Annotated in this window: 15 protein-coding genes; 2 read left to right on the forward strand and 13 right to left on the reverse strand. The window is 73.4% G+C overall.

What is annotated here, in order from left to right:
- Nucleotides 1-1,156: 1,156 nt before the first annotated feature.
- The 10 genes from AC559T_RS17165 to mfd all read right to left on the reverse strand — a co-directional run bounded on the left by AC559T_RS17165 (nucleotide 1,157) and on the right by mfd (nucleotide 14,132).
- Nucleotides 1,157-1,945 (reverse strand): uracil-DNA glycosylase, encoded by a 789-nt coding sequence (locus AC559T_RS17165; RefSeq protein ID WP_498869389.1) that lies wholly within the window; start codon nucleotides 1,943-1,945, stop codon nucleotides 1,157-1,159.
- Nucleotides 1,942-2,898, reverse strand: a complete 957-nt coding sequence (locus tag AC559T_RS17170; RefSeq protein WP_071059225.1) for a Ppx/GppA phosphatase family protein — start codon at nucleotides 2,896-2,898, stop codon at nucleotides 1,942-1,944. Before AC559T_RS17170 ends, AC559T_RS17165 begins: the two co-directional genes overlap by 4 nt.
- Nucleotides 2,895-3,464 (reverse strand): DUF501 domain-containing protein, encoded by a 570-nt coding sequence (locus AC559T_RS17175; protein WP_498869390.1) that lies wholly within the window; start codon nucleotides 3,462-3,464, stop codon nucleotides 2,895-2,897. The genes AC559T_RS17170 and AC559T_RS17175 overlap by 4 nt, the downstream gene beginning before the upstream one ends.
- Nucleotides 3,461-3,865, reverse strand: coding sequence for an FtsB family cell division protein (locus tag AC559T_RS17180; RefSeq protein WP_071059223.1), 405 nt, complete (start codon nucleotides 3,863-3,865; stop codon nucleotides 3,461-3,463). Before AC559T_RS17180 ends, AC559T_RS17175 begins: the two co-directional genes overlap by 4 nt.
- A gap of 7 nt (nucleotides 3,866-3,872) precedes the next feature.
- Complete coding sequence (eno, locus tag AC559T_RS17185) at nucleotides 3,873-5,156, reverse strand: phosphopyruvate hydratase (RefSeq protein WP_020458457.1); 1,284 nt, start codon at nucleotides 5,154-5,156, stop codon at nucleotides 3,873-3,875.
- A gap of 333 nt (nucleotides 5,157-5,489) precedes the next feature.
- Nucleotides 5,490-7,445, reverse strand: coding sequence for a signal peptide peptidase SppA (gene sppA / locus AC559T_RS17190; protein WP_498869391.1), 1,956 nt, complete (start codon nucleotides 7,443-7,445; stop codon nucleotides 5,490-5,492).
- A 185-nt stretch (nucleotides 7,446-7,630) separates the two neighbouring features.
- Nucleotides 7,631-7,990 (reverse strand): inorganic pyrophosphatase, encoded by a 360-nt coding sequence (locus AC559T_RS17195; RefSeq protein ID WP_071059219.1) that lies wholly within the window; start codon nucleotides 7,988-7,990, stop codon nucleotides 7,631-7,633.
- 445 nt (nucleotides 7,991-8,435) lie between these two features.
- Nucleotides 8,436-9,746, reverse strand: coding sequence for a nucleoside triphosphate pyrophosphohydrolase (locus AC559T_RS17200; protein WP_498869392.1), 1,311 nt, complete (start codon nucleotides 9,744-9,746; stop codon nucleotides 8,436-8,438).
- Nucleotides 9,747-9,751: 5 nt separating this feature from the next.
- Nucleotides 9,752-10,507: a SurA N-terminal domain-containing protein gene (locus AC559T_RS17205; RefSeq protein ID WP_112108371.1), complete on the reverse strand. Its 756-nt coding sequence runs from the start codon at nucleotides 10,505-10,507 to the stop codon at nucleotides 9,752-9,754.
- Nucleotides 10,508-10,565: 58 nt separating this feature from the next.
- Nucleotides 10,566-14,132, reverse strand: a complete 3,567-nt coding sequence (gene mfd / locus AC559T_RS17210) for a transcription-repair coupling factor (protein ID WP_498869393.1) — start codon at nucleotides 14,130-14,132, stop codon at nucleotides 10,566-10,568.
- Between the two features lie 414 nt (nucleotides 14,133-14,546).
- Here mfd and AC559T_RS17215 point away from each other — a divergent pair, with 414 nt between their 5' ends.
- Nucleotides 14,547-14,960: a MerR family transcriptional regulator gene (locus AC559T_RS17215; protein WP_112108369.1), complete on the forward strand. Its 414-nt coding sequence runs from the start codon at nucleotides 14,547-14,549 to the stop codon at nucleotides 14,958-14,960.
- Nucleotides 14,961-14,997: 37 nt separating this feature from the next.
- Here AC559T_RS17215 and AC559T_RS17220 read toward each other — a convergent pair whose 3' ends face one another.
- From AC559T_RS17220 to AC559T_RS17230, 3 genes are all read right to left on the reverse strand, one after another.
- Nucleotides 14,998-16,488: a glycoside hydrolase family 26 protein gene (locus tag AC559T_RS17220; protein ID WP_498869394.1), complete on the reverse strand. Its 1,491-nt coding sequence runs from the start codon at nucleotides 16,486-16,488 to the stop codon at nucleotides 14,998-15,000.
- On the reverse strand, nucleotides 16,485-16,742 hold the full coding sequence (locus tag AC559T_RS17225) for a hypothetical protein (RefSeq protein WP_498869395.1): 258 nt from the start codon (nucleotides 16,740-16,742) through the stop codon (nucleotides 16,485-16,487). The genes AC559T_RS17220 and AC559T_RS17225 overlap by 4 nt, the downstream gene beginning before the upstream one ends.
- 179 nt (nucleotides 16,743-16,921) lie before the next feature.
- Nucleotides 16,922-17,071, reverse strand: coding sequence for a hypothetical protein (locus tag AC559T_RS17230; RefSeq protein ID WP_498869396.1), 150 nt, complete (start codon nucleotides 17,069-17,071; stop codon nucleotides 16,922-16,924).
- A 1,630-nt stretch (nucleotides 17,072-18,701) separates the two neighbouring features.
- Here AC559T_RS17230 and AC559T_RS17235 point away from each other — a divergent pair.
- The gene (locus AC559T_RS17235; protein WP_020458450.1) at nucleotides 18,702-19,544 is read left to right on the forward strand and encodes a sugar phosphate nucleotidyltransferase; all 843 of its coding nucleotides are present in this window, start codon (nucleotides 18,702-18,704) and stop codon (nucleotides 19,542-19,544) included.
- Nucleotides 19,545-19,561 lie beyond the last annotated feature (17 nt).

Here is a 19,561-nt window from a genome sequence, read left to right on the forward strand (position 1 = left end):
CCCGCCGGCGCGGCCGCGGCGGGCCGCACCGGGCCGCCCCGCCGGGCGAACCAGCCGGCCGGCTAGGTGGTGCGACAAAGCGCCCACCCGGGCGCGAAAGACGTCGCGCGCCGGGCGCCGGCGCGGCCCGGCGGCACCGTCCCAAACGATTCGAGTCGTTATCAGCGATGCGGCGAGGGAATCCGCACCCACGGCAGCCGCGTGAACGGCCCCACCGGCGCTCACGGCGCCAATCGGAATTCGGTACCAGTGCCGAGCAGAATCCTCCGGCATGCCCTCGATGTTGTTCTGCCGACACCGGCCGGGGACGGCGGACCTATTTCGAAGGCCATTCAGCGGGCACCGGGAAGGCGGTCTCGGCTCCGGCTCCGTCGAGGACGGCCCGCGGACGCGCGGACCAGGCCCGGCGGCCCCGACCCGGCCGGCCGTCTCCGGGTCGCCGGCCCTCCCCCGGCGTCTCCGCCGGGCTGCCCACCGGTGCCTGCGCGGTCCGCCGTTCCGGGGTGACGCTGGCCACACAGTGGCATCCCGACAGGCACCTGGAGGACACCTTCCGCATGGGATCGGAAGCGCAAAGCGACATCACGAGCGACCTGGACCCGGGGCCACCCGTCCTGGGCGAAGGGGGCCGCGCGACCACCGCCGGACGCCACTCCCGGGCCGGACGGCCCGACCCGGCCCACCACGACGGCCGGCGGGTTCGCCGGTCGGTATCCCCACAGACAATGAGATCCGCGGTGAACCACCTTCTCGACGAGGAAAAATGCGGCTGCCACGGGCAGACACGCCAAGCCTCGAAGACCACACCGAGCCTTCGCCGCACGACCCGTCCGTTAGTCCGACAGGCGGTCGCGGCGTGATCTGGCCCACTGTCCCCGCATACGGGAAGTCGTGCTCCCACCGGATACGGTAATGGACGTTTCCGCAAGACTCGACCTTCACCGTGGTTTCGGTCACCTGGCCGCGCGGCGATTCGCGGCCCCACGCAACGCGCCCCACCGAGGACGACCCGGGCTCCCGTCCGGGCGGCCCGGGACGTCACCGGAGCGAGCCGGGCGCCGGACGATTGCATGCCGGAGCCTCCCCGGAGCCGGCGCGCGGGACCACCGTCAGCTCGCGGGACCACCATCAGCTCCGCGGGGCCACGATGCCGCCATCAGCCCTCCTGGGCCACCGGATCGGCCACGGCGGCGGCGAGGACGGCGTCGAGCATCGGCTCGGTCAGCCGGCCGGTGAACGTGTTCTGCTGGCTCGGGTGGTAGCACCCGAGGACCCGCACCGGACCCGCGTCCGCCGTGACGCCGTGGCCGAACGGAACGCGCCGCGCCGGCGTCGGATAGCCGGCCCGCGCGAGCGCCGGCCACAGCGCGGACCAGGCGAATCCGCCCAGCACGACGATCGACCGCAGGGCCGGTCGCAGCAGTTCGAGCTCCCGGACCAGCCAGGGCCGGCAGGTGTCCCGCTCGGTGGGGGTGGGCTTGTTCGCCGGCGGCGCGCACCGGACGACGGCGACCACGCGCGCGCCGGTCATCCGCTGGCCGTCGCCGGCGGAGACGGAGGTCCCGAGGGCGGCCAGGCCGGCCCGGTGCAGCGCGGTGAACAGCCAGTCCCCGCTGCGGTCGCCGGTGAAGATCCGGCCTGTCCGGTTGCCGCCGTGCGCGGCCGGGGCGAGGCCGACAATCAACGTCCGCGCGTCGGCCGGCCCGAACGACGGCACCGGCCGTCCCCAGTAGGGTTGGTCGGCGAACGCGGCCCGGCGGACAGCGGCCACCTCCTCGCGCCATTCGACCAGCCGCGGGCAGGCCCGGCAGACCGAAATCCGCGCGTCAAGCTCGTCGCAGTCCGGCGCCGTCCCTGCGAGGGTCGCCACCTCCGGCCCGGAACGGGCGACGGGCGTGCCCGGGACGGCCGGGTCTCCGGGCCAGCCCGAGCCCGGCAGATTCACCGAGCCCCGGACTCGACCACTCCGCCCAGCGAGAGTGCGATGCCGTCGAGGATGTCCCGCTCGCTCGCGATCACCATGGAGGTTCCGGACCGCTCCATGAGGGTCCGCAGCACCAGTGCGCCGGCGGCGATGACGTCCACCCGCCCGGGGTGCATCACCGGCAGCGCGGCGCGCTGGGCGTGGGTCATCCCGAGCAGGCTCGCGGTGACGGCGGCCACGTCGGCGGCCGAGGTGACCATCAGGTGGATGCGGTCGGGATCGTAGGTGGGCAGGTCGGCCGCCAGTGCCGCGACGGTGGTCACCGTCCCGGCGACACCGACCAGGGTGGCGGCGGTGGTGATGGGCACGGTGCGCTCGGCCAGGTCGAACGCCGCGTGGACGTCGGCGACGATCGCGGCGATCTGCTCCGGTGCCGGCGGATCGGAGTGCAGGTGGCGTTCCGCCATGCGGACGCAGCCCACGTTGACCGAAATCGACTCCCGCACGCCCTCGGCGCCGCCGAGGACCAGCTCGGTCGAGCCGCCGCCGATGTCGGCCAGCAGGATCGGAGTCGCGACCCCGTCGAGATCGCCGATCGCGCCGGCGAAGGAGAGCGCAGCCTCCTCGCCACCGCTGATCACCTCGGGGTCGACACCCAGGATCGCGCGGACGCCGTCCACCAGCTCGGCACGGTTGCGCGCGTCCCGGGTGGCGCTGGTGGCGACCATCCGGACGCGGGTCGCGCCGAGCCGGGTGATCTCGTCGGAGTAGTCGCGCAGCGCGGTGAACGTCCGGGCCAGCGCCTCGGGCGCCAGCTCACCGGTGCGGTCGACGCCGGCGCCGAGCCGGACGATCTCCATCCGGCGGGTCAGCTCGCGCAGCCGCCCACCGGAGCCGGCCGCCCCCTCGTCGAGCTCGGCCACGAGCAGTCGGATGGAGTTGGTGCCACAGTCGATCGCGGCCACGCGGGTCATCCGGCGGTCTCCTCTCGTCCCTGGCCGACGCGTGCCGCATGGCCGCGCGAGCCCCCCGGTTCCCCCGCACAGGATGCGCCGTCCGGCTCGACGCACGGCCCGCGGGCCCCCCAGTCGGCGAGCTGAGCGAGAGCCTCGTCACCGAACGGGTTGACTCCCGGGCCGGCGGCCAGGCTGTGGGCGACCAGCACGTGCAGGCACTTGACCCGGTCGGGCATCCCACCGGCGCTCGGGTTCCCGGGCAGGGTTCCGTGGGCGTCGCGGCGCGCCAGGTAGTCGCGGTGGGCGGCGCGGTAGGCGGCGGCGAGCCCGGGATCGGTCCCCAGCCGCGCGGTCATCTCCCGCATGAGGCCGGAGCCCTCCAGCCGCGAGATCGCCGCCGCCGCCCGCGGGCAGGTCAGGTAGAACAGCGTCGGGAACGGCGTGCCGTCCTCGAGCCGCGGGGCTGTCTCCACGACGTCCGGCAGCCCGCACGAACAGCGGTGCGCGACGTCGAGCACGGCCCGCGGCGGACGGCCGAGCTGGCGGCGCACGACGGCGAGCTCACCGCCCACGCCGCCGCTCACGAGGGCGGCGCCGGAGTCGGAGTAGCCGGCGGTTCGTCCAGCTGTGACCACAGCCGGCCGTACCAGGACTGGTCGCCGGAGCCACCGGCCGCGTCCGCTCCGGGCTCCGCCGTCGGATGCGGCGCGGTGGGCATCAGGTACGACTTCTCCCCGGGCAGGACGAAGTGCAGCCGGCGGCGCGCCTCGTCCGCCACCCACAAGGGGTCGTCGTAACGGGCCACCTCCGCGCGCAGGTCGTCGACCCTGGTCTGGCGCTGCGCGTTCGCCCGCGTGAGCTCGGAGATCTTCGCCTGCTGCTGCAGGTACAGCCGCAACGGATAGGCCAGGGTCAACACCAGGACGCAGATGACGACGGCCAGCAGCGTGGCCCTCGTCGTCAGCGCGGTACGCCGGACGGGCATGGTCGGCTCAGCCGGTGGTCGTCCGCCGCGGGAACGCGCCGGCTCCCGCGTACCGGGCGGCGTCGTCCAGCTCCTCCTCGATGCGCAGCAGCTGGTTGTACTTCGCCACCCGCTCGCTGCGCGCCGGGGCGCCGGTCTTGATCTGGCCGCAGTCGACGGCCACGGCCAGGTCGGCGATCGTGGTGTCCTCGGTCTCGCCGGAGCGGTGCGACATCATGCAGCGGTAGCCGCTGCGGTGCGCGAGGTTCACCGCGTCCAGGGTCTCGGTCAGGGTGCCGATCTGGTTCACCTTCACCAGCAGCGCGTTCGCCGCCCCCTCGGCGATGCCGCGGGCCAGCCGCTCCGGGTTGGTGACGAACAGGTCGTCGCCGACGAGCTGGACGCGGGCACCGAGCCGGGTGGTGATGCTCGTCCAGCCGGCCCAGTCGTCCTCGGCGAGCGGGTCCTCGATGGAGACGATCGGGTAGGAGTCGACCAGGTCCGCGTAGTAGTCGATCATCTGCTCGGCCGACCGGCCGCTGCCCTCGAAGGTGTAGGAGCCGTCGGCGAAGAACTCGGTGGAGGCGACGTCGAGCGCCAGCGCGATGTCGTCGCCGAGCCCGAAGCCGGCCTTGTCGATCGCCTCGGCGATCAGGTCGAGCGCCTCCCGGTTCGTCGGCAGGCTCGGGGCGAAGCCACCCTCGTCGCCGACGCCGGTGGCCAGGCCACGGCCCTTGAGCACGCTCTTGAGCGCCTGGTAGATCTCGGCACCCCAGCGCAGCGACTCCGCGAACGTGCCCGCGCCGATCGGCGCGATCATGAACTCCTGGATGTCGACGTTGGTGTCGGCGTGCGCCCCGCCGTTGAGGATGTTCATCATCGGCACCGGCAGCAGGTGGGCGCTCGGGCCGCCCAGGTACCGGAACAGCGGCAGGCCGCTGGAGGCCGCGGCGGCCTTGGCGACGGCGAGGCTGACCCCGAGCAGCGCGTTCGCGCCGAGGGCGGACTTGCCGGGCGTGCCGTCCAGGTCGATCAGGGTCGCGTCGAGCAGACGCTGCTCGGTGGCCTCCAGCTCCATGATGGCGGGGCCGATCCGGCCGATGACCGCCTCGACGGCCTTCGTGACGCCCTTGCCGCCGTAGCGGTCACCGCCGTCGCGCAGCTCCACGGCCTCGAAGGCACCGGTGCTGGCACCGCTCGGGACGGCGGCGCGGCCGAGGGTGCCGTCCTCCAGGACGACCTCGACCTCGACGGTGGGGTTGCCTCGGGAGTCGAGGATCTCACGGGCTCCGACAGCCTCGATGGACGGCACGGGCACGACCTTTCGATGGAGACGCGACCGGGGCACCGGCGCGGGACGGCATCTGCTGGCGGACAGACATCTGCTGGCGGACAGAAACGACCGCTGGCGGACGGACGGGCACCGGGGATCCGCCGCGGCAGCCCGGCGGGCGCGGACCCGGGGCACGGGGACGAGCGGCGCCGTCCGGACGAACCGGTCGGTGCGAGACTACCGCCGCCCGCGCGCCACCGCGTCGCCTCCCGGTCGCGCCACGCGGGGACGTCCCGCCACCATCGTGACACCCTGATCACGCTCCGGGGTCGCGCAACCAGCGCGCGTTCTGCCCGGCCGGGCCCCGCGGGACTAACGGATCTCGCCGACCGGCGGCATCACCAGGGGGCCGGCACCCGGCAGGCCCGCCCGGGCCAGGCCAGCCCCCAGGAGCCGCTCGCCGACGAGCAGCGCGCCGCGCAGCCCGAGGCCGGCGAGCCCGGCGCCCAGCCCGGGTGCCAGCGCGGACGCCGCGGCCGGCTCCTCGCTGGACTTCGGCGCGCGCAGCCGGTCGAACACCGACGGCTTCGGCGTGAGCCGCACCCTGGGCGTCTCCCCCGCCGGCAGGCCGGCCCGGGCCCAGGCGAGGTCGATCGCGTGGGCCAGCCCGCCCAGCTCGTCCACCAGGCCGTGACGGTGGGCGTCGGCGCCCGTCCAGACCCGGCCGCGGGCGAGCTCGTGGGCGTCGCCGTGCGACATGCGGCGGGCCTGGGCGACCTTGTCCACGAAGTCGGCGTAGACGCGGTCGAGGAACTCGTCCAGCTTCGCCCGCTCGGCCTGGGTGAACGGCTGGCGTGGGGACATCATCAGCGCGTTCTCACCGGCGGCGACGGCGCCGAAGCCGATGCCGACCTTGTCGAACAGGTCGCGCACGACCTGCTTGCCGCCGAAGACACCGATGGACCCGGTCAGCGTTCCCTGGTTCGCGACGATCACGTCCCCCGCGAGCGCGACGAAGTACCCGCCCGAAGCGGCCACCGAGCCCATCGAGACCACTACTGGACGGCCTGTGGATCGGAACCGTTCGATCTCCCGACGGACCACGTCCGAGGCCACATAGGAGCCTCCAGGGCTCTCCACCCGAAAGACCGCGGCGGCCACAGAAGGATCACGTGCGGCGGCGCGGAACGCTGCCGTGACGGCGTCGGCGGCCAACACCGGCCCCGAGAAGGGCATCGTGGCTCCGCCGAGGACCACCGGCCCGGTGCCGTGCACGAGCGCCACCACCGACGTGTGCGGATCGATCTCCGGCGGCACCACGTCCGCGCCCGCCCGCGACGGGCCCGCCGCGCCGGCCGGTCTCTCGTCCCCGGGACCACCGGCCGTTCCCGTGCGGGAACGGCCGGACTCGCGCAGGAAGATCGTCGCCGGCAGCGACGAGGCGAACGACCCGGCGCGGCGCACCGGCGACTCGGCCTTGCGGACGGCCGCCCGCCGGTAGGCGGAGACGTACCTCAGAACCGGTTCGACCGTCTCCCCGGCGTCATCGCCCGGGTCCCGGCCGGCCAGCGCGCGGGCTCGCTCCCGGGCGTACTCGTAGATCTCGTCGCGGTAGCCGATGCGGTCGACGAGGCCGGCGGAGAGCGCCACGTGGCCGGCCAGCGGCGCGATGTCGATCATGCGCCGGACCTGGTCGGCCGACAGGCCCCGGCTCTGCGCGATCCCGGCGACGATCTGCTCGGCGCTGGAGTCGACGATGCGGGCCAGCGCCTCCCGGTGGGCGGGGGTGAAGTCCCGCTCCACCAGCGTGTTCACCGCGTTCTTGTACTCGTGGCGCTGACCGATCTCAACGGTGACACCGAGCCGGTCGAGCGCGTCGCGCACGAACGGGGTCTCCATCGCGACGCCGGTCAGGCCCAGGTCACCGGGCGGCGCGAGCCAGATCTCGTCGAACGCGCAGGCCAGGTAGTAGGCGACGGTGCCGCCGCCGAACTCGCCGAAGGTGTCCGCGTAGGCGTAGGCGGCCCCGCCGGAGGCCCGGAACTCGGCGACGGCGTCCCGGATCTCCTGCACCCGCGCCAGCGGCATCCCGCAGGCGGCGACGTGCGCCACGACGACGCTCGCGCGCTCGTCCCGAGCCGCTCGGCGCAGCCCGTCGACGATCTCCCGCAGGCCGGTCCGCCGGTGCGAGACCGCCGCCGTCAGCGGGTCCGTGGGCACGCCCTCGACCGGATCGGACGTCAGGTCGAGCTCGAGCACGATCGGGGCGTTGCGCCGCCGCGCGATCCGCTGGACGTCGGCGGCCACCTGTCTGGGTGTTCCAACCATGCTCCGAGGCTAGACGCAAGGCCGGGTAATTCGGCGGGGCTGGTCGGGCGCGGCTGTTGTCCTGTCCCGGTAGATGCTTGCCACTGACGTCCCAGGTGATGGTTGACGGCGATCCTGCTCGGCCTTGTCGTGGCGCGGTCTCTGCGACCCGGGCTCATCCCGTCAGACAGGTGTTTCGGCGGTCCTCAGTCGGTCTCCGTGGACCGCAGCACGAGCATGCCGCCGATCTCCAAGACATCGTCCAGCAGACGTCGCACACCTTCGATCTCGTCGGCGGTGCAGTCGATCAGCACCTTGATCTCCACATCGCGTTTGACGGGATCTGCCGTCACGAAGAACCCCACGACGCCAGTGCAGGCGGCGCTGCCACAGAAGACATCCACACCGTCACTGTCCGCGGCCACGGTGCCTTCCAGGTAGCCGTAGTCGACGGGATACACGGCCTGCGGCACTCGTGGATGCCTGCTTCCGGCCGGACGGTCCACTACCAGGCGCGAGGTAGCCACCAGCTCGCCGAGGATGCCAAAGAGGTGTTTCTCAGACATGATCGCCGTCTTCCAAAGATCGCGAAAACCGGGTCAGGTTGATGCTGAGTCTCTCGGCTGGATACGTGGCGATGCGGGCTGGCGACGCGTCGGCGTCGGCGGACCACCAGTCAGCCGATCCAGAGGATGAAGGCCCACCGCCTCCACACCACCAACGTTTCCTAGATCGACTGTCAACCATGACGGCGGCACCGCGGAACACCATGATCACCTGCGGGACGCGGGACGCGGCCGAGGCTCGGGGGGTCGTGTCACCGGGAGGCAGGGGTGCGCGGCGGAGCACCGGGAATCCCGGAGAAGGCCGGAGGCGGAAAATATTCATGCCTACCAGGCCTGTATGCACGGCGCTGAGGAACCGCGGCGGTTGAGTGACAGCCAGGACTCACCCATCCGCCACGCATCGCCGGACGGCGGTATCTGGCCTGCGTAGTTCCTCGACGCCCGGTCAGGCCTCGCGCACCGGCCCGCCCGCGGCGCCCCGCTCCAGCGGGGGAAGGCTCGCGGCTGCCCACAGGTCTCGCCAGCTGTCGGCGGCCAGCCCACCGGGCTCCTCGCCGCGGGCGAGGGCGGCGTGCTCGGCCCGGGCCAGCGTGTCCCGGAACAGCCGGGCCCGTGCGCGCAGCGCGGTCTCCGGGTCGACCCCCTGCTCCCCGGCCAGCACGACCGCGGCGAACAGCAGGTCCCCGACCCGCTCCTCGGCGGTGGTGCCCGCCTCGGCGCCAGGACCGTCACCCTGACCGGCGGACGCCCGATCTCCGGGGCCGGCAGTCCCGACCTCCCGGGCCAGCTCCGCGACGAGGCCGGGCAGGCCGGCCCCGGCCGCCCCGGCGCCGCTGCCGGCCGGGTGGCGGGGAAGGGCCAGCTCCGGCGGGAGCCCGAGCTTCGCGGCCCGCCGTAGCAGCTTGGCGGCCAGGAAGAGCGCCGGCGCGGAGAGCGGCACGCCCTCCGTCACCGACTTCCGGCCCTTCTCCTGGGCCTTGATCGCATCCCAGTTGGTGACGACGTCGTCCGCGCCGGAGACGGCGACGTCACCGAACACGTGCGGGTGGCGGCGGATCAGTTTGGCGGTCAGCCCGGCCGCGACGTCGTCGACGTCCCAGCCCGCCCCGCCGGACTCGGCGGCGACCCGCGCGTGGAAGAGCACCTGCATCAGGACGTCGCCCAGCTCCTCGCGCAGCTCCGCGAGGTCCCCGTCCTCGATGGCCTGGTAGGCCTCGTAGGCCTCCTCGAGCAGGTAGGGGGCCAGCGAGACGTGGTTCTGCTCGGCGTCCCAGGGGCAGCCGCCGGGCGAGCGCAGCCGGTCCATGACCGCGACCGCGTCGAGCAGCGCCGACCCGGGCAGCTCGCGGGTGGCGACGAGCAGTTCGACGACGGCCCCCGGCTCCGCCGAGTGGTCCTGGTCGGTGAGGGCGGCGCGCAGCGCGCGGTCGGCGGCTGTCGGCGAGACCGGGTCGAGCAGCCACGCGACATGGGTGCCCGGCCCGGCCACCGCCCGCAGCTCGGCGACCGGATCAGCCTCCGCCCGGCTTGACGGCACCACACCGGCCTCGGCCGGCAGCCCCGCGCCGGGTTCGGACGGCGGAGCGGGGCGCAGCACCGAGACGTCGACGCCGGCCTCGCGCAGCGCCGCGGCCTGGGGATGCTCCGGGCTCGCCGTCCAGACCCGGGCCGAGCGGAGCACGTCCCAGGCGGCGGCGGTGAGCAGGCCGGGGGCCACCCGGGCGCTGGTCGAGACCAGGGTGATGCGGGTGGTCACGCCGGTCAGGAGCCCAGTGTCAGGTCGAGCGCGGACTCCGGCGCGGCCGTCGTGGCGATCGTCCCGGGGGCGGAGACCACGGCGAACTGCTTGTCGTCCCACGAGCCGAAGCGCGGGTTGATCGAGACGTGCTCCCGGTCGGCGGCCTCGGTCAGCAGCGGGCGGAGCTTGACGGCACGCTGGTCGGTGGCCAGGAAGCGCTGCAGGTACGGACGGGCCGCCTCGAAGGTCAGCGGAAGTTCGCCGACCTGCGCCACGATGCTGTCGTACTGCGTGCGGGCTTCGGCCACCGAGGCGAGGGTGGTGGGCGCGATCTTGTCACCGATGGCGGACTCCAGCGCCCCGGTGCGCACGATCACGCCGACGTCCTCCTTGGCGAAGCCGGCCGCGGCGGCCCGCGTCTCGAAGGCCTCGACGCTGCCGAACTGCAGGACGGCGTACGCCTGGTAGTAGGCGTCGACGTCCTGGCTGCTCAGCGTGACCCCGAGGCGGTCCGCCTCGGACTCGAGCACCTGGAGCTGCACCAGGGTGGTCAGCGTGCGGCGCTGCAGCTCGGGCCGGTCGAGGCTCTGCGCCGCCTGCTGGGCGGGGACGGTCGAGACGGCCTCGAAGCCGCGGTCGACGATCCCGCGCACCGTGGAGGTCTCGATCGTGCTCGACCCGACCTGCGCGGCAGCCCCGGCGTGCGTCGTGCATGCGGTACCTGCGATGCCGGTGAGCACGACGAGCCCGAGCCCGGCCAGAAGACGCGGAAACTTCACGGTGCTGACCGTATCCGCTCGCCGGGCTTGAACGGTATAGGGCTATCCGGTGCGGCCCTCACCGACTTGCGGCGGCGGCCACCGAGTCGCCGGCGACGGCCTCCAGCAACTGGCCGGCCCAGGCCAGCAGCGCACGGTCGCGCAGCGGTCGGGAGCCGATCCGGCCGGTCTCGGTGGGCGCCGGCACCAGCACCGTGCGCACGGCCGGCTTGACCACCGCGCCCTTGTAGAGCCTGGTCAGCCGCAGGGTCTGGCTCTCCCGCAGCTCCAGCGGGGCGAACCGGACCTGCCGGCCGGCCACCGTGATCTCGGTGACGCCGAACCGGCGGGCGAGCACCCGCAGGCCGGCGACGGCGAGCAGGTTCTCCACCGGCTCGGGCAGCGGGCCGAACCGGTCGGTCAGCTCGCCGCGGACCTCGGCGATGTCGGCGTCGGAGACCGCGCCGGCCAGCCGGCGGTAGGCGTCGAGCCGCAGCCGCTCGCTGGGCACGTAGTCGTGCGGCAGGTTCGCGTCGACGGGCAGCTCGACCTTGACCTCCGGCGGCTCCTCCGCCTCGCCCTTGTACTCGGCGACGGCCTCGCCCACCATCCGGACGTACAGGTCGAAACCGACCGATGCGATGTGGCCGGACTGTTCGCCGCCGAGCAGGTTCCCGGCACCGCGGATCTCCAGGTCCTTCATCGCGACGGCCATGCCGGCGCCCAGGTCGTTGTGCTGGGCGATGGTGGCCAGCCGGTCGTGCGCGGTCTCCGACAGCGGCCGGTCCGCCGGGTACAGGAAGTAGGCGTAGGCGCGCTCCCGGCCTCGCCCGACCCGCCCGCGCAGCTGGTGCAGCTGGGAGAGCCCGAAGTTGTCGGCCCGCTCGACGATCAGCGTGTTCGCGTTGGAGATGTCCAGGCCCGACTCGACGATCGTCGTGCAGACCAGGACGTCGAACTTCTTCTCCCAGAAGGAGACCATGACCTGCTCGAGGGCGTCCTCGTTCATCTGGCCGTGCGCGGTGGCGATCCGCGCCTCGGGCACCAGCTCGCGCAGCGCGGCCGCGGCCCGGTCGATGCTCTCCACCCGGTTGTGGATGAAGAAGACCTGCCCCTCGCGCAACAGCTCGCGGCGGATGGCCGCGGTCACCTGGCGCGGGTCGTAGGGCGCCACGGACGTCAGCACCGGGTGGCGCTCCTCGGGCGGGGTGTCGATCGTCGACAGCTCCCGGATACCGGTGATCGACATCTCCAGGGTCCGCGGGATCGGCGTGGCGCTCATGGTGAGCACGTCCACCGCGGTCCGCATCTTCTTGAGGTGCTCCTTGTGCTCGACGCCGAAGCGCTGCTCCTCGTCGACGATCACCAGGCCCAGGTCGGAGAACTTCGTCTCGCCGGAGAGCAGACGGTGCGTGCCGATGACGACGTCCACCGTGCCGTTGGCGAGGCCGTCGAGCACGGCGCGCTGCTCGGACGGCGCGTTGAACCGGCTCACCGCCTTCACCGTGACCGGGAACGGCGCGTACCGCTCGGCGAAGGTCTGGAAGTGCTGCTGGACGAGCAGCGTGGTCGGGACGAGGACGGCGACCTGGCGGCCGTCCGTGACCGCCTTGAACGCCGCGCGGACGGCGATCTCGGTCTTTCCGTAGCCGACGTCGCCGCAGATCACCCTGTCCATCGGGACGGGCTTCTCCATGTCGGCCTTGACCTCGTCGATGGCCGCGAGCTGGTCGGGCGTCTCCCGGAAGGGGAAGGCGTCCTCCAGCTCACGCTGCCAGGGGCTGTCGGGACCGAAGGCGTGGCCGGGGGCGGCCATCCGAGCGCTGTACAGCCGGATCAGCTCGCCGGCGATCTCCTTGACGGCCTTGCGCGCCCGGCTCTTGCGCTTGCCCCAGTCGGCGCCGCCGATGCGGTCCAGGCTCGGGCCCTCGCCGCCGACGTAGCGGCTGATCTGCTCGAGCTGGTCGGTCGGCACGTAGAGGCGGTCGCCGCGGGCGTACTCGAGCAGCAGGTACTCGCGCTTGGCGCCGGCCACCGTGCGGGTGACCATCTCGACGTAGCGGCCGACACCGTGGGCGTCGTGCACGACGAGGTCGCCGGCGCTCAGCGCGAGCGGGTCGATGCCCTTGCGCCGCCGGCTCGGCATCCGGCGCATGTCCCGGGTGGTGACCCCCCGGGCGCCGGCGAGGTCGGTCTCGGTGAGCACGGCCAGCCTCAGCGTGGGGCTGACGAACCCGGCGCCGAGCTGGGCCTGGGTGACGACGGCGACCCCCGCGGCGAGCTCGGCGTCGGCCGCCAGCCGCGCGCCGAGATCGGCCTCCCGCATCATCTCGACGAGCCGCTCGGCCGGGCCGTGGCCCTCGGTGACGAGCAGCACCCGCCAGGAGTCGGCGAGCCAGCCCTTGATGTCCGCGGTGGCCCGCGCGGTGTCCCCGTGGTAGGCCGTGGCCGGCCGCAGGCTGGCGACGACCGTGTCGTCGCCGAAGGCGTCGTCGCCCCCGGCCGCGGCTCCGGCTCCGGGGTCGGAGGCGAACGGGCTGACGGACCACCAGGGGATACCCAGCTCGGCGGCCCGCTCCCGGACGTCGGCGACCGAGCGGTAGGTCGCCGCGCCCAGGTCGATCGGCGACCCGCCACCGAGCGCCGCGACGCTCCACGAGGCGTCCAGGAACTCCTGGCTGGTGCGGACCAGCTCGCCGGCCCGGGTGCGCACCCGCTCGGGATCGCAGACCAGCACACGTGAGCCCGCCGGAAGCTCGTCCAGCAGCAGGGTCATCTCGTCGGTGAGCACGGGCGCGAGCGCCTCCATGCCCTCCACCGGGATGCCCTCGGCGATCTTGTCAAGCATGTCGACGAGCTGCGGGTGCTCCCGCGCCAGCTCCGCCGCGCGGGCCCGGACCTCGTCGGTGAGCAGCAGCTCCCGGCACGGCGGCGCGAACAGCTCGGCCGCCGGCTCGCCGTCCTCCGCGGGCAGCGCTCGCTGGTCGGCGACGGAGAAGCGGCGGATGTCGTCCACCTCGTCGCCGAAGAACTCGATCCGCAGCGGGTGTTCCTCGGTCGGCGGGAAGACGTCGAGGATCCCGCCGCGGACGGCCATCTCGCCGCGCCGCTCGACCAGGTCGACGCGGTGGTAGGCGATGCCCACCAGGCGGGCGGTGACCTCCTCGAGGTCGGCGGTGTCCCCCTTCGCCAGCGCGACCGGGGCCAGCTCACCCAGCCGGGCCACCTGGGGCTGGAGCACCGAGCGGACCGGGGCCACCACGACGGCCAGCGGGCCCGCACCGGTGGCACCGCCGGTGCCCGGGTGCGCGAGCCGGCGCAGGACGGCCAGCCGGCGCCCCACCGTGTCCGCCCGCGGCGAGAGCCGCTCGTGGGGCAGCGTCTCCCAGCTCGGGTACACCGCGACGCGCTCGGGACCCAGCAGGCTGCCCACCGCGTCGGCCAGGTCCTCGGCCTCGCGGCCGGTCGCCGTCACCGCGAGGACGGTGTGACCGGCCCGGGCCATCGCCGCCGCCGCGAACGGGCGCAGCGCCGCGGGCCCGGCCAGGTCGAGGACGGGTTCGTCCGGCGAGCCCAGCGCGCGGGTCAGCGCTGGATCACCGCCGGGGCGGGCGACTAGGGCGTCGAGCAGCGGCGCGAGGGTCATGTGATCCGTCCCGTGCCTCTCCAGTGCTAGCGAATCCGGTGCCGACGGACTACGCGGCGGCCACGGCGATGCGGCCAGACGGCGGCCGACTCCGGTTGCAACAGCGATCCGACAGACGGTATTGCCGGCCGTGAGGATTGCCGGCTGTGGGAACCGGACGGAGGACAACCTCCGCCGGCGGGCCGACCACCCCCGCTGGGCACCGGAGAGGATGTACCCCGGATACGGAGCCACCCTGGGTGCGGAGGCGTCCCGGATGCAGCCGTCCCCGGCGAGGTTCCCGGGCGGCGGGGTCGATATGACCAGCCTACGGCAGGGCGTCCGATCGAGATGCGGGCGCCGTGTCACGGATCGACGTACAGTCGTCAGACGCCCGGTTTGCCACCGGCGACAGATGCTGACGTAAGGGTCGACTTGTCCACCACGCGACGCCGTGACGTCCACCAGATCGGTGATGTCGCCGAGCGAGTCGGGCTGTCCCTGCGCACGGTTCGGTACTACGAGGAAGCCGGGCTCCTGATGCCGGTCGGTCGGACGGTGGGCGGCTTCCGCCTCTACGACGACGACGCGGTCGACCGGCTCTTCCTGATCAAGAAAATGAAGCCGCTCGGCTTCACCCTGGAGGAGATGCGCTCCCTGCTCGTGCTGCGCGACGAGCTCGAGGAGGCGGACCTGCCCGCCGAACGGCGCGCCGAGCTCCAGGCCCGGCTGGCCACCTGGGTCGCCCTCGCCGAGGAGAAGCTGATCACACTGCGCGAGCAGGTGCAGGTGGCCGAGGCGTTCGTCGGTGGACTCCACGACGACGCCGGCCGCTCCGGCGCCATCTGACCGGCCGCACGCCGCGACCCGGGGTCGCGGGTGGGTGTTACCAGAGCCGTTTGTAGGTGTCCGCCGAGCGTGGGTGGCGGTTGGGGTTGAGCAGGGACGAGTGGACGTTGCCCGGGACGTCGTCGCTGAAGTACGCCTCGTAGGCGAGGATGTCCGCGTTGCGCTCGAAGATGCTGTACATCCGCTCGATGTAGACCGGGTTGTCCCCGCCCGCCTGGCCGACGGCACCGGCCTTGGTGTTCTGCTGGCTGACCACACCCCACTCGGGCACCGAGAACAGCTTGTTGTGCCGGCGGGCGAAGCTGATCACCTGGCACAGGCCTTCGGTGGCGTCGCACTGGGCGTCGAAGGCGCTGAGGGTCGGGCTCGGCGGGTACTGGTCGTAGCTGTCGATGCCGATGACGTCGACGTACTGGTCACCCGGGTAGACGGCGAAGGCGCTGCGCGGCCCGTGGGCGTTGATGTTCCAGTCGATGCGGACCTTCGGGCTCGTCGCCTTGATCGACGACGAGGCGTTGCGGAAGCACTGCACGTAGGCCGTCGGGTTCGCTGAGGCCCGCCAGGCGAACCAGTCGCCGTTGAACTCCCAGCCAAGGCGGACGAACGAGTCCCCTCGACCCTCGTTCACCAGCCACCGGCCGAACTGGCGCCATTTCGCGTTGTAGTCACCAGCGGCACAGTCAGTGAGATTTCCCAGCTCCGAGCCCTCGACCGGAAAAAGGGGAACGCTGACGACCAGGGTGCCGGCGAAGTTTGAGAACGTCGACGCGCTGCGGCCGATCCAGGGGTTCACGATCGCGTCCCAGCTGTTTCGGTCCGTGTAGGTGACCACCACGTCCACCGGCCGGCCGCGGAACTGCGCCCACGCCGTCGCCTCCGCCACCGTGTGCGCGGCCACCCCGCTGGGGAAACTCCCCGCGGTCGCCGCCCGCGCCACGCGGGTCACCTGCCCCGATGGCGGGGCGACCGCACCGGATCCGGGGGCGGGCTCGGCCGAGACGGGTGCCGGCGGCGGCACGGCGGCAGGCGAGGGTGCGGCGGACGGAGTCGGCGTGACCGGGGCCGCGTCCACGCTCGCCGGGCTGTTCTGGGCCGGCCCGAGCATCCAGGCGACCAGGGCCAGCACCGCCGCCAGGGCGACCAGGCCCACCGGCAGGTACGGGTGCCGCCCGGGCTTCGCGCCCCAGTGCTCGATGATCCAGTCGGTGACCCGGTGTGGCAGCGATGCGTCGGCCGCCGGCTCGGTCCGCGGCGGCTGCGCGGAACCACGCCCGTCCCGGACGGGGTCGGCGATGGGCAGCACCCCGGTGACGTGCCCGCCGGCGGACCCGGGCCGCGAGCGCTCGGGCCGAGCACGGTCAGGCCGGGCGCGATCGGACCGGGTGCGGTCGGACCGGGTGCGGTCGGTGGCCGAACGCCGCTGCCGCGGCCGCTCCGGATGTTCCTGCGCCCACCCGGTCTGCTCCTGCCCCCGCCGCGACCGCTCCGGCTGGTCGTCCGACCGCTGGGCACGCTCCGGGCCGGTCACCGGCCGCGAGGACCGCTCCCGCGCGGCGGTGCCCTCCCCGGGGGCCCGCTCGCGAGCGCCGTCTCCGCGACGGGCCCGCTCCGAGGCCCGCCGATCACGGCCCGGCTGATCGCCCCGCCGATCACGGCCCGGCTGATCGCCCCGCCGATCACGGCCTGGCCGGTCACGTCGGTCAAGGCCCGGCTGGTCGCCGCGCCGATCAGGGTCCGGCTGGTCGCGGGGGGCACGGCCCGGCTGATGGTTCCGCTGGTCACGGCCCGGCCGTTGGCTCCGCTGGTCGCGATCCCCGCGTTCGCGCGCGCCCTGCTCCGGCCGGGACGGCGGGAGGATCATCGTCTCGTCTGCGCGTTCCCCGCCCGGCCGGGTGGGCCTCGGTCCGCCGGGCCGCGGCTCACCTTCCCAGTCTCGCCGCTGGAAATGCTGGGTGGCGAGATCACCGGGCGGCCACGTCGAGGACGGTGACTCCGACGGTGGCGGCGGTGGCACCCGCGAGCTCGGTGCCGAGAACGGCGGTGCCGCCGGCGGCGGGACCCGTGCGGGCGGTGCCGAGGATGGCCGTGGCTCGAAGGGCGGCGGGGTCCACGGGGCGGGACGGGAGGGCTCGCCGGCCCAGTCCGGCTCATCCCAGTGCCCCGCCGCGCCGGGACGCCCGTCCGCGCCGCGGTACGGATCGCGCCCGTGGCCGGACTCGCCGTACCCCGACGTGGGCTCACCGACGCCGCGACCCGCGGGCCGGCCGGGTCCGGACCGGTGCCGTTCAGGCTGACGCTGGCGCTGTTCGCCCTCGCCGGGGCCAGGACGGTCGGATCCGGGGGCGTCCCATCCGGGCACGTCCCATCTGGAGTCGCGATCGCGCCGGGACCCGCTGTGGCCCCGTCCGCGTTGGCCGGACTCGTGGTCATCGGGCCATTCCGCCCCGGACTCGCCGCGCGCCCCGGACTCGCCGCGCGTGGCGGATCCCGGGTAGGCCGGGCCCTCCGGGTAGGGGGCGATCGGCGCGGCCGGCGAACGGCGGCGCGCCGGCCGGCGCCGGGAGGAGAGCATCTCGGGGTCAAAAGGTGAGCCGGGAGCCCTGCCGGTGGCCGGCTGGGCGGGAGGGGCGGGAACCGCGGCCGCTCCAGCGGGCGGCGAGGCGGAGGTGGCGCCGGTGGCGGCCGTTGCTCCGGTGGCCGGGCCGGGCCCCGGAACCTCGTCACCGCGCCGATAGACCCCGATCGACCAGTCGGACGTCGGCCGGGTGCCCGCGGGGCCGTCGTCGACGACCCATTCACCGGTCGGCACGTCGGCCCGGCTCGCGCGGGTCAGATCGGGGCGGCCGTGGCCGTGCCACTCGTCAGGCGGCATGGGATCCACCCCCGAGTGCGTCGTCCCGCCGAACCAGGGCCTGAATCATGTTGAGTCGTTTACTAAAAGTAAAAAGTATGGCCGAGAGCATGGATCTTACCTCCCGGCCGACGTAGAGAAAGACAACGGTATAGGCGCGCCGAGGCCAGCGACCGCGCAGGCCGGGGGATGGACATGGAGACGACGGACCGCGTCCTTCATCCCAGGACATCCGACAAACCGTAACAAGGACGACGCACACCGGTGCCAAAGGGACCGCGGAAGAGCCCTCGCGCACCGGCACTCACGTCAACGTTGACAGAGCCGTCCGGCCGGGTGGACGGGGTCCGACCCGCCCATGCTGACCAGGTACTCCGGGACCGTGGACCGGCACGGAAGGGGCGGTACGGTACCGTTGCCGCGTCGCGCCCGGCGCTCAGGTCGGCGGTTGGCCGCCGTCACGCGCACACGCGATCAACGCGCAGGAGAACACGCGAATACGCGATCACACAACAGTGGACCAGGAAACTCCGCGGACCGACTGGAGGACACCGCACGTCCGCCCCCGACAGGTGACGGGCGTCGCGAGCTGCACATCCTCACGCTCCGGCGGCTGGCGACCGTGCCGGCCGGCAGGAGCCGCGCCGGCCGAGTCCGAGGGGAACCGGGCCCGCCGTCGGGAACGGACGGCCGCACCGGCCAGCGCCCGACGCGGGAGACGACCCCTCCCGCGGCCGGTACGCACCGGCGGAGCCGGTGAGCCGGTACGGCCAGTGGCACGGACCCCGTCACAGCCCCGCACCGGCTCTGCCTCCGGCACCTGGCCCATCCGGCACCGAGCCATCCGCCCCCGGGCCCGCCGGGGCACTGACACGGGAGACGCGACAGCTTTGACCACCGAGACAACCCGAGCTCTCTCGACGGATGCCGCAAGCGTCGACCCGCGCGACATTCCGGTCGTCATCCTCTGTGGCGGCATGGGAACCCGGCTGCGCGAGGCCAGCGAGAAGCTCCCCAAGCCCCTGGTCGACATCGGCGGTAAGCCGGTGCTGTGGCACATCATGAAGACCTACGAGCACTACGGTTTCCGCAAGTTCGTGCTGTGTCTCGGCTACAAGAGCGACCTGATCAAGAACTACTTCCTGGCCTACCGCCAGCAGGTCGCCGACTTCACGCTCAAGCTCGCCGACGACCACACACCGCAGTTCCACAACACCGCCGGCGACGAGGACTGGGAGGTCACCTTCGTCGAGACGGGACTGCTCACCGGGACGGGCGCCCGCCTGCGCCGGGTGGCGCAGTACCTCACCGGCCCCCGCTTCATGATCACTTATGGTGACGGCGTCGGCGCCATCAACGTGGCGGACGTTCTCGGCGACCACATCCGGTCCGGCCGGATCGGCACGGTCACCGGCGTGCGGCCGTCCAGCCGTTACGGCGAGCTGGTCACCGAGGGCAACGCCGTCACGCAGTTCGCCGAGAAGCCCCCGGCGACCGGCTGGGTCAGTGGCGGCTACTTCGTCTTCGAGCGCGAGTTCGTCGACAAGTACCTCGACGATGACCCGTCCACGATGCTCGAGCGCCACCCGCTGCAGCAGCTCGCCCGGGACAACCAGCTCACCCTGCACACGCATGAGGGGTTCTGGATGGGCATGGACACCTTCCGCGACTGGACCGAGCTCAACCAGCTGTGGGACGCGGGCACGGCGCCGTGGCGCGTCTGGGCCGACTGACGGAACCGGACGCCGCT

Origin of the sequence: Frankia sp. Hr75.2, assembly GCF_949319125.1 — a bacterium.
Lineage (GTDB): Bacteria > Actinomycetota > Actinomycetes > Frankiales > Frankiaceae > Parafrankia > Parafrankia soli.

Coding starts and splice junctions, on each gene's coding strand:
- AC559T_RS17170 (WP_071059225.1), bottom strand. CDS start 2,898: ATGACCCGCGTGGCCGCGATCGACTGTGGCACCAACTCCATCCGACTG.
- AC559T_RS17180 (WP_071059223.1), bottom strand. CDS start 3,865: ATGCCCGTCCGGCGTACCGCGCTGACGACGAGGGCCACGCTGCTGGCC.
- sppA (WP_498869391.1), bottom strand. CDS start 7,445: ATGGTTGGAACACCCAGACAGGTGGCCGCCGACGTCCAGCGGATCGCG.
- AC559T_RS17195 (WP_071059219.1), bottom strand. CDS start 7,990: ATGTCTGAGAAACACCTCTTTGGCATCCTCGGCGAGCTGGTGGCTACC.
- mfd (WP_498869393.1), bottom strand. CDS start 14,132: ATGACCCTCGCGCCGCTGCTCGACGCCCTAGTCGCCCGCCCCGGCGGT.